We start from the raw sequence: 16,705 nt of genomic DNA, 5'->3' as shown, positions 1-16,705 counted from the left end.
GGCAATTCGACTGTCATAAAGAAAAAATGATCTTAATTGCATGTAATGACAGCTTCATGACCGCACCTTGATCCGTTCAGATCAATCACCTCGCCGTGCTGGTGCAACGGTGTCAACAGGCGATTGGATGGACCAAAAAAAAGCAGCCGAAGCTGCTTTTTTAAACCGACCTCATCCCCGGCACACGCTGCACACTCAGGCGCGCTGATAGATATCTTCGAAGCGCACGATGTCGTCTTCGCCCAGGTAACTGCCCGACTGCACTTCGATGATGTGCAGCGGCAGCTTGCCGGGGTTTTCCAGTCGGTGGTTCATGCCGATCGGAATATAGGTCGATTCATTTTCCGACAGCAGCTTGACGGTGTCGCCGCAGGTGACGCGGGCGGTGCCGCTGACGACCACCCAGTGTTCAGCACGGTGATGGTGCATTTGCAGCGACAGTTTCTCGCCCGGCTTGACGGTGATGCGCTTGACCTGGAAACGGTCGCCCACATCGATGCCCTCGTAGTGCCCCCACGGACGATACACCTTGGTGTGGTGCAGGTGTTCGGTGCGTTCCTTCAGCTTCAGGTGGTCGACCACTTGCTTGACCCGTTGCACGGCATCCTTGTGGACCACCAGCACGGCGTCATTGGTTTCGACGATGATGATGTCCTTGACGCCGATGGCGGCAACGATGCGGCTTTCGGCGCGGATCAGCGAGTTCGACACGCCATCGAGGTAGACATCGCCGCGCAGGGCATTGCCGTCAGCATCGTGCTGCTGGACATCCCACAGGGCCGACCATGAGCCGACATCGCTCCAGCCGATCGCGGCCGGCACCACCACGGCATGGCTGGTGCGTTCCATGACGGCGTAATCGATCGAGTCCGACGGGCAGGCGGTGAAAGCGGCTTCGTCCAGGCGGCAAAAGTCGAGATCGCGGTAGCCCAGCCGCGTGGCGGCCTCGGCGGCGGCGGCGATGGCCGGCTTGAAGGCCGCCAGTTCGGCCAGGTAGGTACTGGCGCGGAACAGGAACATGCCACTGTTCCAGTAGTAATTGCCATCGGCGAGGAAGTTTTCGGCGCTGGCGCGGTCGGGCTTTTCAACGAAGCGCTCGACGGCGTAACCGCTGCCGGCGCCGCCGACGGCGTCGCCGCGGCGGATATAACCGTAACCGGTTTCCGGGCCGGTCGGCACGATGCCGAAGGTGGCCAGGGCGCCCTGCCCCACCAGCGCGGCGGCGTGCTGAACGGCGGCGGCGAAGGCACTGCGGTCGGTGATGACGTGGTCGGCCGGCAACACCAGCATGACCGCCTCAGGATCGATGGCCAGCAAATAATTGGCGGCAGCGGCCACCGCCGGCGCGGTGTTGCGGCCCACCGGTTCAAGCAGGATGCCGAGCGGCGCCACGCCCGCTTCGCGCAGCTGTTCGGCGACCAGGAAACGGTGCTCGTTACCGCACACCACCACCGGCGCCATCAGTTCGGGCCAGTCGGCCACCCGCAGCGCCGTCTCTTGCAACATGGTCCGGTCTGATACCAGCGGCAACAATTGCTTGGGCATGACGGCGCGCGACAACGGCCACAGCCTGGTGCCGGCGCCGCCGGACAGAATAACCGGGTAAATCTTCATGAACGCTCTTTCGTGTAGTTATGATTGGACTCATCGGCGCCATCATTGCGGCGCTTGTTGCGGCGGTCGCGGGCGTTGACCCACTCCTCCGACGAATATTCCGAGACGTGCTTCATTTCGCCATGCCGGTCGACACTGTAGTTTTTGAAAACGATGGTTTCGAACAGACTCACCTCTGACAGCACACGAGTATACTCAAACAACACGCTGCGCACCACCTCGGCATCTTTACAGATGTGGCTGCCATGGCCGATCCAGGTGGGGCCGATGATGTGGGCACCGGCTTCGATGCGGCAACCGGAACCGATATACACCGGGCCTTCGATCACCGTGCCCTCCCAGTCGATGCTGGTATTGAGCCCCACCCACAGGCCCTCTTCGATGCGGATGCCGGGCATGTCCATGTGTGCCACTTCGCCCATCAGCACGTTTTGCAGCACGTCCCAGTAATCGGACACGCTGCCGATATCGAGCCAGTTAAAGGGCCGCCGCTGCGCATAGAAGGGCACGCCGCGCTCGACCAGCAGGGGGAACAGGTCGGCGCCGATGTCGAATGTGACCCCGGATGGAATCAGGTCCAGCACTTGCGGTTCAAAAATATAGATGCCGGTGCTGATGAAGTTCGATTTGGCGACCGCCTGGTCCGGCTTTTCCTGGAACTCGGTGATGCGGCCGTCGGCGTCGGCCACCACCACACCGTAACTCGATACCTTGTCCCACGGCACCTCGCGGGTGACGACGGACGCCAGCGCGCCCTTGCGCTTGTGCTCGAACAGCGCCGACTTGAGATCGAGGTCAATCAGCGCATCGCCGCACAGGACGATGGTGGTCTGATCAAAAAAGCCGCCGAATTCCTGGATTTTTTTCATGCCGCCGGCCGAGCCGATCGGCATCGGCACCACTTCGCCATCATCCTTGGTGTAGCCTTCGAAGGAATAACCGATCTGCACGCCGAACTGGTCGCCTTCACCGAAATACTCTTCGATTTTTTCGTGCAGGTAGCTGACGTTGACCATGATGTCGGTAACGCCATATTTGGCCAGGTGTTCAATCAGGTAGGCCATGACCGGCTTGCCCAGCAAGGGAATCATCGGTTTCGGTAAATCATAGGTCAGGGGACGCACCCGGGTGCCCTTGCCTGCTGCCAGAATCATGGCTTTCATGTTACTCCTTCATAGTTACATTATTTTTCCATCGACTGGTAACGCCATGAATCGGCGCACATCTGCGCGATATCGCGTTCGGCAGTCCAGCCCAGCTCATCGCGCGCTCGGCTGGGGTCGGCATAGCACTTGGCGATATCGCCGGGACGGCGCGCGACGATACGGTAGGCGATCGGCTTGCCGCAGGCTTGCTCGAACGCCTTGACCATCTCCAGCACGCTCACGCCGCGGCCCGTGCCCAGATTGTACGTAAGCACGCCTGGGCCTGTCGCCAGCTTGGCCAGCGTCTTGACGTGGCCGATGGCCAGATCGACCACGTGGATGTAATCGCGCATGCCGGTGCCGTCCGGCGTCGGGTAGTCGTCGCCATACACGGACAGTGCGGCGCGCTGGCCATGGGCGACCTGGGCCACATACGGCACCAGGTTGTTGGGAATGCCGTTCGGGGTTTCGCCGATCAGGCCACTTTCATGGGCGCCCACCGGATTGAAATACCGCAGCAGCGCAATGCGCCACGACGGCTGCGCGCGCGCCAGGTCACGCAGCATCTCTTCGATCATCAGCTTGCTGCGGCCGTAGGCATTGGTGGCCGACAGGGGAAACTCTTCGGTGATGGGGACTGAAGCGGGGTCGCCATACACGGTCGCTGACGAACTGAACACCAGCGTTTGCACGCCGAACTGTTGCATGGTCTCGAACAGCACGATGGCACCAGTGACGTTGTTGTCGTAGTAGCGCAGCGGTTGCTCGACCGATTCACCGACCGCCTTCAGACCGGCAAAGTGGATCACGGCGTCGATCTGGTGTGCGCGAAAAACCGCTTCGACGGCGGCGCGGTCGCGGATGTCGGCGTTGACGAACAGCGTCGGCTTGCCGGCGATGTGCTCGATGCGCTGCTGGACGGCGGCACTGCTGTTGCACAGATTATCGAGAATGACCACGGTGTGGCCGGCCTGCAGTAATTCGACGCAGGTGTGCGAACCGATGTAACCCATGCCGCCGGTAACGAGAATATTCATGTGAGAGCGCTCATAAAAAAAAGCTGTGGAAACACCGCGGCGTGCTGACCGCGGGCGGGCTGCGGGCTGCTTGACAGCGTGCGAAATGTTGCAAGAAGGATTATTGTAATGCGTTGGCGCCAAAATGGGCGTCCGCCCGGCCTTACCAGTACTGCCAGCTGGCGGTGGCCACCACATAGACACCGAGCAGGCCATTGGTCACGGCATGGGCCAGCACAGCCGCCCACAGCGAGCGCTGCCAGCGATACAGAACGGCGTAGACCAGCCCGGCGACGATGCCGGCCAGCCACAGGTTGTGCTCAAAGCCGAACAGCAATGCGCTGATGGCAATCGCGCGCACGCTGACGGCGCCCGGGTCGATGGTGGTAAAGCGTGGATGGTCGAGCCAGCGCATGACGAAGCTGCGCCAGAACAGTTCTTCCATGACGGGTACCACCAGGGCGGCGCCGCCGATGCGCACCGCTGCCAGCGGCCAGTCGATGTGGCCATCGGCAGCGCTGGGATCAAAGCCGGCGGCGCTACCGATGGTCATCCAGCCGGCGCCCAGGTTCAGCCACAGCACCAGCACCACGATGCCAGCGGCGCTGGCGCACAGGGTTGCCGGCAGCGTCAGATCCCAGCGCTGCAGCTCGTCATAATCGCGCCAGCACAGCGCCAGCGCGGCGAGCACCGCGCCGACCCGCACCGCGTACAGCCAGCGGGTGTCCGCGGCGCTCCAGCCGAGCCTGGCCAGCAGCTCGTTGAGGGCGAGAAATGCCATGTAGATCAGGAACGGCAGGCAGCGGGCGACGGCGGCGCGCGGCCAGCGTGAAGGCACGGTGGTGACAGGCTTCATGGGACCTTTAAAAAAAGGGACGGCCAGCCGTCCCTGCAATGGCGCTACCCTGCTTTAAAAATCAATCACCTTTCGAGCGCTTTTCGATGATTTCCCATTTTTCCAGCGCATCGATCAAGAGTTCATCGATCTGGGCGAAGCGTTCGTTAATCCGGCGGGCGTCGGCCGGATTGGTTTTGTAGAAATCAGGACCATTTAATTGCAGCGTGATGGCCGACTGTTCGTCTTCCAGGCTGGCAATGAGGAGCGGCAGCTCTTCCAGTTCGCGCTGTTCCTTGTAGCTCAGCTTGACCTTTTTGACGGCCTCCTTGGCAGCCGCGGCAGCCGGCGCCGCTTTTGCTGCAACGGCCTTGGCGGCCGCCGGCATTTGCGCCTTGACGCGCTCCCAGTCGGTATAGCCGCCGACGAATTCGCGCCACATGCCCTCGCCTTCGGCAACGATGACCTGGGTGACGACGTTGTCGAGGAAGGTGCGGTCGTGGCTGACCAGGAACACGGTGCCGGTGTACTCTTCGAGCAGCTCTTCGAGCAGCTCGAGGGTATCGATGTCGAGGTCGTTGGTCGGCTCGTCGAGCACCAGGCAGTTGGCTGGCTTGGCGAACAGGCGCGCCAGCAGCAGGCGGTTGCGCTCGCCACCAGAGAGCGACTTGACGGGCGAACGGGCGCGCTCGGGCGCGAACAGGAAGTCGTTCAGATAGCTCATCACGTGCTTCTTGGCGCCATTGATCTCGACCCAGTCGCTGCCTGGGGCGATGGTTTCCATCAGGCTCGCTTCTTCATCGAGCTGGGCGCGCATCTGGTCGAAATACGCCACCTGCAGCTTGGTGCCCAGTTTGGCCTTGCCGCTGTCGGGCGTTTCTTCGCCCAGGATCATCTTGAGCAGGGTGGTCTTGCCGGCGCCGTTGGCACCGATCAGGCCGACCTTGTCGCCCCGTAAAATGGTGCCGCTGAAATTATCGACGATTACCTTGTCGCCGTAGCGCTTGCAGACGTTTTCCAGGTCCGCCACGATCTTGCCGGAGCGGTCGCCCGAGGTCACCACCAGGTTGACCTGGCCCTGCTGGTCGCGGCGCACGGCACGTTGCGCCCGCAGTGCTTCGAGGCGGCGCACGCGGCCTTCGTCACGCACGCGGCGCGCCTTGACGCCCTTGCGGATCCACACTTCTTCCTGCGCCAAAAACTTGTCGAACTTGGCCGCTTCGACTTCTTCGATCTCCAGCTGCTCGGCCTTGCGGGTCTGGTAGGCCGAGAAATTGCCCGGATACGACAGCAGCTTGCCGCGATCGAGTTCGATGATGCGGGTGGCGACGTTGTCGAGGAAGCTGCGATCGTGGGTAATGAACAGTACCGAGCCTTTAAAATCACGCAGCAGCGATTCGAGCCACATGATGGAGCGGAAATCGAGGTGGTTGGTGGGCTCATCGAGCAGCAAGACGTCGGGCGCCGACACCAGCGCCACCGCCAGCGCCACGCGCTTTTGCATACCGCCCGAGAGCGTACCCATCAGCGATTCACCGGCCAGGCTCAGGCGGTCGAGGGTGGTATCGACCTTGTTTTGCATGCTCCAGCCATCGCTGGCATCGAGCTTGACTTGCAGGTCGTGCATTTTCTCCATCAAGGCATCATCGTCGCCCTGACCGAACTGGCCGGTCAGGGCCTCGTACTCGGCCAGCCAGGCGGCCTGCTCGCCCATACCGGCGGCGACGGCGTCGAACACCGAACTGGCCGGGTCGAAGGTCGGTTCCTGCTCGACGTAGGCGATCTTGATGTTTTGCTGCATCACCAGCAAGCCATCGTCGAGCTTGAATTTGCCAGAGATTGTTTTGAGCAAGGACGACTTGCCGGTACCGTTACGACCGATCAGGCCGACACGCTCGCCGGTTTCGAGGGAAAACTCGGCGTGATCGAGCAAGGCGACGTGGCCGAACGCAAGTTGCGCCGACGAGAGGGAAATGACTGCCATAGTATGAGGTGCCTGGGCGCGCGACGCTGTCAGCGGGGGAACCGTGACAGGCTGCGCGAGCGCAGGGGTTGATCCAAGTGCGTTTATCGAAGTGCGCATTGTACCGGGTGCGGCCGCCCAAGTGCCGAAAGGCAGGAAAGGTCGGCTATAATGAGCGCGATTGACGACACCGGACGGCCGCGCGCCGTCGCGATCGACCAATTGCAGGCTTGCCCTGCTGCGCTGCCGGCTCCGCCATCAGCGACCGCGTCCTCCCCGTAGCACAATGGATAGTGCACATGCCTCCTAAGCGTGGGATACAAGTTCGATTCTTGTCGGGGGGACCATGTAGTCGTTTTTAGTGTTGATATATATCTAGCTCCCCTATGGGAGCTAGGATAAAAAAATACATATCAACACGTTTAATCTGTAGCGACTCCCCATTCCCTCCCCTACAATCTCCCCACGGGAGAATACATGGCATCAATCACGAAGCAAAAGACCGGCTGGCGCGTCCAGATATCGGTAAAGGGACAGCGCGACTCTGCTGTTAGGGCGACCAAGGCGGAGGCGCAAGCGTGGGCAGTCGAGCGCGAGGCGCAGATGCGGCGGATCGTACAGACCGGCATCGACACAGGCAAGACGGTGCAAGATGCCTTCGACCGCTATTTAGAAACGGTTTCGCCTCGCAAGAGGGGCGCAGCATGGGAGCGAACGCGGCTGGCATTCTTGGCGCAGAACATGGCGGGCGATACCGCGCTGGGGAAGATGCGCCTATGTGATGTGACCTCTGATGTCATAGCAAAGTGGCGCGACACATGCCTTGCCGGCGTGGCAAAAGTCCGTGATCCGGTCCTTGGCTCAACAATCAACCGTGATCTGGCCCTGCTATCGCATGTTTTCACCACGGCACGCCGGGAATGGAAGTGGATAGCCGCCAACCCGATCAGCGATGTCAGCCGGCCAGCCTCCCCTGCCGCGCGTGATAAGCGGTTCAGTGATGACGATATCAAGAACATTTTGCAGGCGCTGGGCTATGCCGGCGCGGTGCGCACGAAGTCGGACCTCGTGGCAGTCGCCTTCTTGTTTGCGCTTGAGACAGCCATGCGTGCTGGGGAGATATGTGCGCTTACCCGGGCGCTAGTGGTGGGGAGTGTGGCCCATCTCCCCATGACGAAGAACGGCACGAAGCGCGATGTCCCGCTGTCAGGGCGTGCGCTGGAACTGCTGGCGCAGCTACCCGATACCGGCCCGCTGTATTTTGGGCTGACGCCTAGCAGGCTAGACGCGCTCTTTCGCAAGGGGCGTGATCAGGCGCTAGTGGGCGACCTGACGTTTCACGATACCAGGCACGAGGCAATCACGCGGCTGGCGCGCAAGCTTAACGTGCTGGAACTGGCGCGGATGGTGGGGCATCGAGACTTGAAGAACTTGCAGATTTATTACAATGAGACAGCGGCTGAGATAGCTAAACGTCTATGATTGGCGTGGTGGCCGGCACCACCGGGCTGGAACTTTACAACAAGTGGAGATTGAAGTAATGCGGGAGACAAAGATAGACAAGCTGCTAGCCTTCTTGGCTTCCAATGGCCCAGCAACACTGAATCAGATAAGGGCCGCAGGACATACGCTCAATGGGCTAACACGCGAACGCTTGCTAGAGTCTGGCGCGGTTGAGGTGTTTGATGGCCCGAACCCTGACAGCGGGGACCGCTACGCCAAGCTAGTCGTGCATCATTACCGTATAGGCAAGAAAGAGTATGTGCCGCCTCGCCGTGATGCAATGACGCTGGCTGAGCGTCGTGCGCAGACGCAAAAAGCGCAAATGGCTTCAAGAATTAGCGCCGCAAAGTCGCTGCTAGAATCACATGGGTATACTGTTATAGCCCCATAGTGAGCCGCCACCCATCCCACGCCGCCTGCGCCATCCTCGCACGGTCATCCGGTCGCGTGTACATCAGCGTCGCCCCATGACGCCCGCAGGCGCACTCTAGGCGCATGATGCGTATGCCGGGCTGCACTGACTCGGTGAGCGTGGGCGTCGAGCCGCAGGGACAGGCGGTCATGCTGCGTACTTCTGCTTGATGTAGCTCAACGGAGCAAACATTTCATCGAATTCCCCATCGACTACGTTGTGTAGCATAATGATGCCGTGCCAGTGCTTGTTACCCTGTGGCCCGAGATAGTCCTCAGCGTGTTCGTAGCAGGAACCGGCAATGATGGCGGTGATCTGGCGACCATCTGCTTTGACGCCGGTCGATGACTGCCTGCCCTGCTGATGGCCGGCGATACAGCTCATGTGCTTTTTGTTGAGCATAGCAGCAGAAGTTGACGCGGGCCGGCCCATTGCGCCTGTGGTGAAGTAGTGGCTGAAGGCGATACCCTCAATCACGACGACCTCTAGGAACGGATAGACCTCCCACCCGTAGCCCTCATAGTTCAGATCGTCGGTGGAAATCGTGCCATCAAGCAAAGGCTCGTCGTTCACCGTGCGATTGATCCGGTGTTCATGGTTTCCCAGCGTCAGGACCATGCGCGGGCGATACGGGCGCTTCTTGCTCTGTATGCGCCGCTCGTTATGCTCACGCAGCGGGCCTAGTAGCGCTTCCATGCCCTCATGTGCGGCTTGAATGTCGGCTTTGTAGCGCCGCCCCTCGTAGGACCGTTTGCCCTTGTCATAGCTGCTCAGGCTTTCCATATCCGCGAAGTCGCCGGCGTGGACGATGATATCCGGCTGCTTTTCCACGATGTAGCGGCCAATACAGCGCAGGAACTCGAAATCATCGCCCGGCTTAACTTGGCTGTCAGGGATGAAAAGAATCTTAGTCATGCGGTCCTTTAATTTTGTCGCCCCATCGTGCGGAGCCGAGAAAGATTGGAGGCGGGCAAGTGCGTGCGGTCGGGTGAAGTGGCTTGTAGCTGATCTGACGTATGCGGCCGGCGCGCGTCTCCTGATAGACGAAGTGCGGGAACCAGCCAGAATCGGACTTGCGCGCGAAGATGCCGGGGCGGATCGCCCTTCGCCAGCGCCGCAGGTAGAGCAGCACGGCGAAGAACAGGCAGTTAGTTCGCATGGCTACTTAGCCGGCGCTTGCGCGAGCAATTCGGTCTTGCGGCCACTCTCTGCGGTGCTGCCGAAGAAGAAGTTGACCACGGCGCCCCATGCAGCCCCAAGCGCTCCAAGCATAATCAGCAGAGCCTGGTTGTCGGTGGCGTTGAGGTCGCCCCGCAACATGCCGACGAGGATTCCGAAGAAGCCGCAAGTGATGATGACCGCCAGCACGGCAGGAATACGACTGCGGGTCTGCACCTGCATCCCGCGCGCGTCCTTGGTATTGTCCACCGCGAGAGCCGCCAGCTTTTCCACGTTCGCATAGCCCAATTCCTGTATCTTCATGGCGAAAGCTTGGTCAGCAGTTTTCAGGGCTAGCATCTGCTCAGGCGTGACACCTGATAGCGCCGCCTTGATGCTGGCTTCGGTCTTGTCGCTCAAGCCAAGAGCGTCAGCCACCGCGCCGACAGCAGCGCCGCCAAGTGGCCCGCCTAATGCCGTACCGATCCACGGCGCCACGGTTGCAACGAGTGCTTTCCAGTCCATCAGTATTCCCCTGTGCGCATGATCTTGGCAAGCCGGTCAGCGCGTGCGCCTACCTGCTTTGCCCATAGGCTGTCCAACATGCCCGCTGCGGCTGCGTCGTAGCGGCCCGCCTGCATGTATGCCAGCGTGTTTTTAAAGCCAGCCAAGCGGCTGATTCCGAGGTTGAAAGCCATGTTGGCAAGCACACCCTGCCGCGCCTCGGTCATCGTTCGCCACCACGGCATCGTGCGGTCAAGGTCGGCTTCCACCAAGGCGATATCGTTCGATAGCATCAAGTCGATTTCGTCTTGCGAGAATTCGCGGTCCGAGATATTGCGGCCTACGCCGACCGTTAATTTGCCCACCGAATCTGTGTAAACTCGGTCGCGCCGGCCTTCGTCAATGGTCAGTTGCGCCATGAGCTTTGCCCGGTTCATCGCGTCCACCCATTGCCCTTGAGCGCGAGATAGACGCAGCCGGCAAACGCTGCGGCCATTAGCCCCTTAAACGTCCATTTCCCAAATGTGGTGAAGGCGTCATCCATCCACTCACGGATGGCTTGTTTGACAGCCTCTTTTTGCTGATTTTGGTCGAGTGGCATATTTGCTTTCGGTTAGCTGCTTACAGTGGGAGCGCGCGGGTTGGGAAGGTATAGTCACGAGGGTCCATCGCTACATCGACGGTGCGGAATCGGCCTGAGTCGAACCACGCAGTTTTACCAGCGGGCACAGATAGGCGAAGAAACACGCTCGTGCTGTTGCCTGGGATTTGCGCGCTTATGCGCAAGTATCGCCAGCCGCCGCCTGGGTGAATTACCTTTGTGGTCAGGCTTGGACCGCCAGCGAGCCAATAAAGCGTGCACTCGGCATCACCCCGCCCAGTGGCATAGACCCACATGCCGACATCAACAAACTGCCCAAACATAGCCTGCAATGCGCCACTGATGACCGAGCAATCGGCGTCTGCTTGGCCCGTACCTGCGGTGAGTTGTAGTGAGCCAGCGGAGCGACGATATACGCCAGTGTGATATGTCTGAGTGCCGCCACCGGGCAGGCTGTACGTCCATCCGGTCGTGTCAGTTTCAAAGCCGGGATTGGTCATCAACTCAGTGTTGGAGGTACGCTCTTTCGGCAGCACAACGTTTTGCCCAAAGGTGAAGCCGCCCGAGTAAACATTAAACCCGGTCGTACCTTGTGCACCAGGTCGGTGGCCGGCGCCGTCGCAAGCAATCGCCCCTTGCGTGTTGTTGTCGCAGAAAATGCCGTTGTGCTGGACTGCTTGCGTGATGTAATCGCCGGAGACGATGTTTGCTACCACGACGCCATCGACAGTCGTCGGCGTGATGGTGACGCTGCCGGCTGACTCTGCCGTGATTTTCCCATACCCTTTGAACACGCCATCGGTGCCGCGATATACGCCCACTTTAGGGTAGGAATTCATTGCACCAGGTACCCATCCGGTAGCCGTAACCACGCCACCCGATACGGCCGTCACTGCGCGGTATTGGCGATCGTCGTAGCAAGCTGCATCGATGCTATGGCCGGTGGAGCCGTTGGCGATGTAGATGCCGTTATAGTAGGACGATGCAGCGGCTTGATTGCCAGCGAGGCGGTGATTGTTGTAGTACCGGCCACCAATGACTTTAAGATTGTGCGTTGCCTGATAGGCCGCCAAGCCTGACGAGTAGTTGTTATAAGCCTCGCAGCCGATGTACGAAATGTCATAGCAGGCTTCGCTTTCACCCGGCAGGCCGGAGCTGGTAGCATCGCTGGCAATCGTAAATCCGCCGTCATCGTTACCATGTGCAACACACTGGTTAAAGCTGATGGCGTAGCTGCCCTGGTTCACGTTGAAGCCATCCCGCCCGTTATCGCGCGCCCAGCAGGTATTGAAATTGATGTGGTGGCTCCGGTAGCGTAGCGCCGTACCAAAAGCGACGAAGCCGTGCGAAATGTCCGCATAGTTCGCGCGCGTTTTCTGGAAACCGTAGCCATTGCGGTCGAAGGTGCAGCCCATGAAGTCGGCAAACGCCGCTTGCGATGTCTGCATGCCTAGGCCGGCATTGTCGTCAAACGAGCAGTCGATATGCAGCGCACGGCGGGCGCCGGTCGACACGCTGTTGAAGTCATACCCGCGACCGTTGTAGTTGTTCGAGATGACATTGATCAGCGTCGGACTGACGCCTGACACCAGTAGGCCATTGCTACCCTGCCCCGATGCCATGCCAGCTTGATTGCCATCGCCGGTATAGCCCTCAAGGCGGACCCTCGGGCCGGTAAGCGATACGTGGGCCGACCCTGCAATGTAGACGGCCGGCACCTGCTTAATCTTGGCACCGGAGTCAAACAACCAGTCGACCGAAGCGCCGCTGCTGATCAGGCGAGTGCAGACCGTGCCGAGCCATACAAGGCGGCGCAGTGATCCGGCTTGGTCAATGGCACGCTGCACATAGGTAGTAGCATCGAACGTCGATGTGCCGTTAAGAATTGCGGCGTGCTGCACTTTCGGGATAAAGTCTAGAATACTGATCTGGTCACGCGCCTTGGCACCGGTGCCACGCGCTTGCGCTCCTGAGCCGTCCTGCAAAAACCCAATCTGGTCTGCGCCCGTCCCAGTTAACAGCGAATCGCCAAGGGCTGTCGCTGCTGCCGACAAGTCAGGAACGGAGAAATTATCTACCGGGTAGCCGGTCAACTGCCGCCCTGCTGATGTCTTAGCGTCGATCTTGTAGTTTCCGATGAAATAAACGGTCGCCTCCCCGCGTGCATCAAGGCGAATCGGGTTTTCGTGGGCGATCAGGCCGGCAGCATCTTGATAGGCAGCAAGCGGCGTACTGGTGCCCGCTGCATAGGTGAAAACCATGCCATTGGCAAGGGGCTTGCCATTGCTATCAGTGAATGCCTGGCGTGGCGACGGCATGAGGGAAGGTGTTGGCATTTAGGCCCCAAAGAAAAAGCCCGCAACGTGGCGGGCTGTTGATGTAAAAAAGCCCACCTGGTGAGAAGTGGGCTAGAATTGAGTGCTATTTACAGGAGGGAAGAATGGGAGTCGATCCAATCATGGCCGGCGCATTTATTGCGATGATAATTACCGCATGGCTAGGGCGAGACAAGAAATAGCATCATTTCTTGCGGTTTTTGTCGTCGCTGCCCATCAAGAGTGCCGGCGACATCACCAGCCCATGCGGTACTGCCTGCCGCTGCGCTGCTGCTGTAAGGGCGTTTGGCACACTTAGCGCGCGCCCTGAGTTGATGCCAAGCGAGATGTTTTGCGCCGGCTCCTGCAACATTTTCCCGAATGGTATTTTCCCAAGCATTGAGCTACCGGCGATCCGGTCAAAAATATTCCCGACCGCTGCGGCTGAGTTGGAGTTGTTTACAGCGGTGCCCTTCGGTTGGAACTGCTCATAGCTCGCAACCCGGCCGATAGCCTTCATCTGGTTGATTTCAGCCGGTGCGAAGAACATGGCAAGCTTCTCGTCGCCAATCGCTTTGAGCGCCTTGTCATAAGCTGATTGGCTCATGTTGCCCACCTCATCGGCAGCACCGTTCAGTGCTTTAGCCTTCAGGTGCGCCACAATCTGTTCTTTGACCGCCTTCATAGCCTCGGGGCTAGCCTTGACGGACTGGCGAAGCGCGGCGATGTCGGCGACATTTGCCTTCGTGCCGCCGCCTACGATGAAGTCCCGCACAAACTTATCAGGCTCGATCCCGTCGCGCACAGCTTGAAGCGCCGGCGTCTTGTCAACAATGCCCATCCATGCGCGATTGAGGCCGCGCGCCTTGTTGAATGCGTCGATAGCGCCCTGTCCCTGCCCATCAATTAGCGGGGTCTCATCAAGAGCCTGACGGACCATGCCAAGCGCCTTGCGTTCGCTTGCATCAGCAGAGGCGCGCTGCAAGTCACCAATGCGTGCCTTGAACTGTTCGGCGGTATCGACAGTCAGCGGCATATCCCCAGTTGCCGCCTTGTTCAGCAGGTTGCGCACGTCTGCGGGTAACTTGCCACCCAATAGCGCCTGGTCGAGCGCGTCGTTTGCACGATTAGTAAATGCGCTCGGGTCAAGTGCTGCGCTGCGACCATCGGTTGCGCGTGCGGCCGTGTATCGGGCATCAATTAGGCTCTTAGCGGCATCATTGCGGTTAGAAAGTGCATTCATCACCTTACGCCCGCCAACGATAGCGGTATCTGCCGTTCCTGCGCCAAGCTCGTTCAAGCCACCGATCAGCAGACGATTGTTCGCGTTCTCGGTCTGCCCAAGTCGCTGTGCTGCTACGTCGCTACTGTTGATCCCCAGCTTGGCGAGGTTCTTTTGCTGCGTTACGATGGCAGGGTCAAGCGTCAGGCCGCCAGCAGTAGGGGTTGCGCCCACGAGGCGGTAATCTGCCAAGCGGCGGATAGCATCGGGCGAAGTCTGCCCAGTAATCTTGTAGGCGTCGGCAACGTCCTTGCGCATTCCTGCGCGCACAGCTTCCGGCAGGTCGCCCAAGGTCATGCCGCTTGGCTGCAATGCGTTGCTGATTTGAATGTCGATCTGTGCCGGTGCTGGCGCGGAACGTCCGCCCATGCGACCCACAGCGCCGGCTGCTTGTGACAGCTTGTTCATCGCCATAGGCGCAGCCACACCAGCCGCCATTGACGCTAGAAACTGAGAGGTATCGTTACCGCCAGTCTCGCGCACGTAGCCGCCAGCCCCGCCCGCAGCGCCGGCAGAGACGAGTTGCTGCAATGGGTTGGCAGCAAGCGCCTTGCCGACGCCCTGCGCGACACCAGTTGCATTGCGCGCCAGCCCTGCGCCCGCAGTAATGGGGAGTGCTGCGCCGGCGAGCATTTCAGCTGCCGAATCGACGGCACTTTCCATGCCGGGGCGCGGCTTTGGCAGGCCGAGCGCATCAGCCGCAACACGGCCCATACCTGGCTTGATGTTGACGCCGGGAAGCAGATTCATAGCGCCGCGAATAGGTGACGTGACCAGATCGACCATCCCGCCTACGCCCTGCAAGCCAGCGCGCACAGTCCGGCCAAGCACGCGTGGAATATCGCTAACAGCGTCGTTCATTTGCTCGCCAAATGGCTTAGCCGGCGTCTGCTTCGGGGCTGGCGCGGCCATCTGCGATTGCAGCATCTGGAATGCCTGCGCCTCGGTCGAGCCATCCGGCCCGTTGACGGTGTACTGCTTGCCGTCAGGGCTGGTAAATTTGAATGTCGGCATTAATGGACCTCCACAGACCAGCCACTAGGGAGCGCTGCCACTGCCGGTTTATCTGCTGAAAATGCAGCTTTGCCCGCGTTGTTCTGGAAGCCTTTGATAGCCAGCTTGCGGTTTGCGGCCTTCTGCGCAATCACTTCTGGGCCATCATTCGGCTGTGGAAAGTATTGCTTCTTCGCGTTGTCAAACTCGCTTGCGCCAATGGCGGCGCCCGATTCTTGGCGCAGCACAGCGTTGACGAAATCGCGCTGTGCTTGTTCCGCCTGCTGCTCACTTGAACTCATGAGGCCGTTTGCCATAGAGCCAGCAATTCCGCCTATCAATGGCATGTCCTCAGCTGTCATTTTAGCGTTCACGCGGCTTGGACTATATTTGCCAGTCAAGCCGGTGATAAGCTTGTCGGCCTGTTCAGCGCGTGCGCCGAATGCAGCGGACTTTCCTTGGAACTCGGTAGGCGCCTTGCCGCCGCCCGCTGCCGGATCAGCCGGGCCACCTGGAATAAACGACATAGAGCCATCGGCGTTCGCACGGTAGCCGGCTGGCACTTTGCCTGCTGCGGCTTGATCGTTCGCCCGCTTCTCGGCAATGTTGAAATGACTGTCAGACTGCGCACGGGAGGCGGCAGAGTCGGCAGCAGCGCGCGCATTGGATGCCTTGCTGTCTGCGCTCTGCGTGATCGCGGAACTACTCAACATAGTAGGCGCCCCACCCAAGCCCGGCGTAGACATCACTTGGCTAGTGCCGCCAAGGTTTTGTACATGGACGGATGGCTTGTTCTGCTTGGTGTACTCCTCGATGCCGAGGGCAGACTTTTGCAGCATCGTGCGGAAGCCTTCGGGCGTAGATGTGCCCTGAATGATCGACGCGCGCGCCTGCTCTGCCGTAATGCCACGCGATGCCAGCTCAGGGCCAAGGATCGGGTCTTTGTGGTTTGCCTCATGCCACGCAAGGTATTGCTCAGGTGTGGTTACGCTGTCGAGCATGGCGCGCGATTGTTTGAGCTTGGCGTCGAGCAGTTCCACCTTTTGCTTGGCGATCTCGCCCTGCGCCTTGTCGGTATCTGCGAAACCCTTCTGGATGCCCGGCAGCTTTGCGCCTAAGCCCGATGATGCAACCGTGGTGTATAGCTTGTTGCGGTCCATAGAGCCATCAGCGCCCACAGAGTTGCGGTAAGCATCGGCCAGCGTGTTTTCCTGTGCGATGCCACGCTGATACTCGCCCATCTTGGCTTGACTCATTTGCAGCGTGAGCCGGTTGCTCTGCGCGGTTTGCGCTTCGTTGTCGTACTCCTGCACGCTTTTCGGCTTTTGCAGAAGCGCGTTGTAAATGCTGGTGTCGATGGGCAT

The 16,705-nt window shown here is 59.9% G+C and carries 14 protein-coding genes and 1 tRNA gene; 2 read left to right on the top strand and 13 right to left on the bottom strand.

What is annotated here, in order from left to right; translation table 11 throughout:
- Positions 1-195 precede the first annotated feature (195 nt).
- From ACP7BZ_RS06075 to ACP7BZ_RS06055, 5 genes are all read right to left on the bottom strand, one after another.
- Positions 196-1,614 carry a mannose-1-phosphate guanylyltransferase/mannose-6-phosphate isomerase gene (locus tag ACP7BZ_RS06075; RefSeq protein ID WP_426111078.1) on the bottom strand — a complete coding sequence of 473 codons (1,419 nt, stop codon included), beginning with the start codon at positions 1,612-1,614 and terminating at the stop codon, positions 196-198.
- Positions 1,611-2,777 (bottom strand): sugar phosphate nucleotidyltransferase, encoded by a 1,167-nt coding sequence (locus tag ACP7BZ_RS06070; protein WP_426111076.1) that lies wholly within the window; start codon positions 2,775-2,777, stop codon positions 1,611-1,613. Before ACP7BZ_RS06070 ends, ACP7BZ_RS06075 begins: the two co-directional genes overlap by 4 nt.
- A 20-nt stretch (positions 2,778-2,797) precedes the next feature.
- Positions 2,798-3,796: a UDP-glucose 4-epimerase GalE gene (gene galE / locus ACP7BZ_RS06065; protein ID WP_426111074.1), complete on the bottom strand. Its 999-nt coding sequence runs from the start codon at positions 3,794-3,796 to the stop codon at positions 2,798-2,800.
- A 142-nt stretch (positions 3,797-3,938) separates the two neighbouring features.
- Complete coding sequence (locus tag ACP7BZ_RS06060) at positions 3,939-4,631, bottom strand: CAAX prenyl protease-related protein (protein WP_426111072.1); 693 nt, start codon at positions 4,629-4,631, stop codon at positions 3,939-3,941.
- 61 nt (positions 4,632-4,692) lie between these two features.
- Positions 4,693-6,594 carry an ATP-binding cassette domain-containing protein gene (locus tag ACP7BZ_RS06055; RefSeq protein WP_426111070.1) on the bottom strand — a complete coding sequence of 634 codons (1,902 nt, stop codon included), beginning with the start codon at positions 6,592-6,594 and terminating at the stop codon, positions 4,693-4,695.
- Positions 6,595-6,845: 251 nt separating this feature from the next.
- Here ACP7BZ_RS06055 and ACP7BZ_RS06050 point away from each other — a divergent pair.
- Positions 6,846-6,920, top strand: a tRNA-Arg gene (locus ACP7BZ_RS06050).
- A gap of 130 nt (positions 6,921-7,050) precedes the next feature.
- Positions 7,051-8,055, top strand: a complete 1,005-nt coding sequence (locus ACP7BZ_RS06045) for a tyrosine-type recombinase/integrase (protein ID WP_426111068.1) — start codon at positions 7,051-7,053, stop codon at positions 8,053-8,055.
- A 580-nt stretch (positions 8,056-8,635) separates the two neighbouring features.
- Here ACP7BZ_RS06045 and ACP7BZ_RS06040 read toward each other — a convergent pair.
- The 8 genes from ACP7BZ_RS06040 to ACP7BZ_RS06005 form a co-directional block, all read right to left on the bottom strand.
- Positions 8,636-9,403 (bottom strand): metallophosphoesterase, encoded by a 768-nt coding sequence (locus tag ACP7BZ_RS06040; protein ID WP_426111066.1) that lies wholly within the window; start codon positions 9,401-9,403, stop codon positions 8,636-8,638.
- On the bottom strand, positions 9,396-9,647 hold the full coding sequence (locus tag ACP7BZ_RS06035) for a hypothetical protein (protein WP_426111064.1): 252 nt from the start codon (positions 9,645-9,647) through the stop codon (positions 9,396-9,398). The genes ACP7BZ_RS06040 and ACP7BZ_RS06035 overlap by 8 nt, the downstream gene beginning before the upstream one ends.
- A 2-nt stretch (positions 9,648-9,649) precedes the next feature.
- Positions 9,650-10,171 (bottom strand): hypothetical protein, encoded by a 522-nt coding sequence (locus tag ACP7BZ_RS06030; protein ID WP_426111062.1) that lies wholly within the window; start codon positions 10,169-10,171, stop codon positions 9,650-9,652.
- Positions 10,171-10,569: a glycoside hydrolase family protein gene (locus ACP7BZ_RS06025; protein WP_426111060.1), complete on the bottom strand. Its 399-nt coding sequence runs from the start codon at positions 10,567-10,569 to the stop codon at positions 10,171-10,173. Before ACP7BZ_RS06025 ends, ACP7BZ_RS06030 begins: the two co-directional genes overlap by 1 nt.
- Before the next feature lie 14 nt (positions 10,570-10,583).
- Complete coding sequence (locus ACP7BZ_RS06020) at positions 10,584-10,751, bottom strand: hypothetical protein (RefSeq protein WP_426111058.1); 168 nt, start codon at positions 10,749-10,751, stop codon at positions 10,584-10,586.
- A gap of 20 nt (positions 10,752-10,771) precedes the next feature.
- Complete coding sequence (locus ACP7BZ_RS06015; protein ID WP_426111056.1) at positions 10,772-13,087, bottom strand: right-handed parallel beta-helix repeat-containing protein; 2,316 nt, start codon at positions 13,085-13,087, stop codon at positions 10,772-10,774.
- Positions 13,088-13,271: 184 nt separating this feature from the next.
- Positions 13,272-15,362, bottom strand: coding sequence for a hypothetical protein (locus ACP7BZ_RS06010; RefSeq protein WP_426111054.1), 2,091 nt, complete (start codon positions 15,360-15,362; stop codon positions 13,272-13,274).
- Positions 15,362-16,705: a hypothetical protein gene (locus ACP7BZ_RS06005; protein ID WP_426111052.1), complete on the bottom strand. Its 1,344-nt coding sequence runs from the start codon at positions 16,703-16,705 to the stop codon at positions 15,362-15,364. Before ACP7BZ_RS06005 ends, ACP7BZ_RS06010 begins: the two co-directional genes overlap by 1 nt.

Origin of the sequence: Massilia sp. PWRC2 (assembly GCF_049896725.1) — a bacterium.
In the GTDB taxonomy this organism is placed as follows: domain Bacteria; phylum Pseudomonadota; class Gammaproteobacteria; order Burkholderiales; family Burkholderiaceae_D; genus JAFCUW01.
Note: the sequence above shows the minus strand (reverse complement) of the source record. Positions and strands in the feature narration are given on the sequence as shown.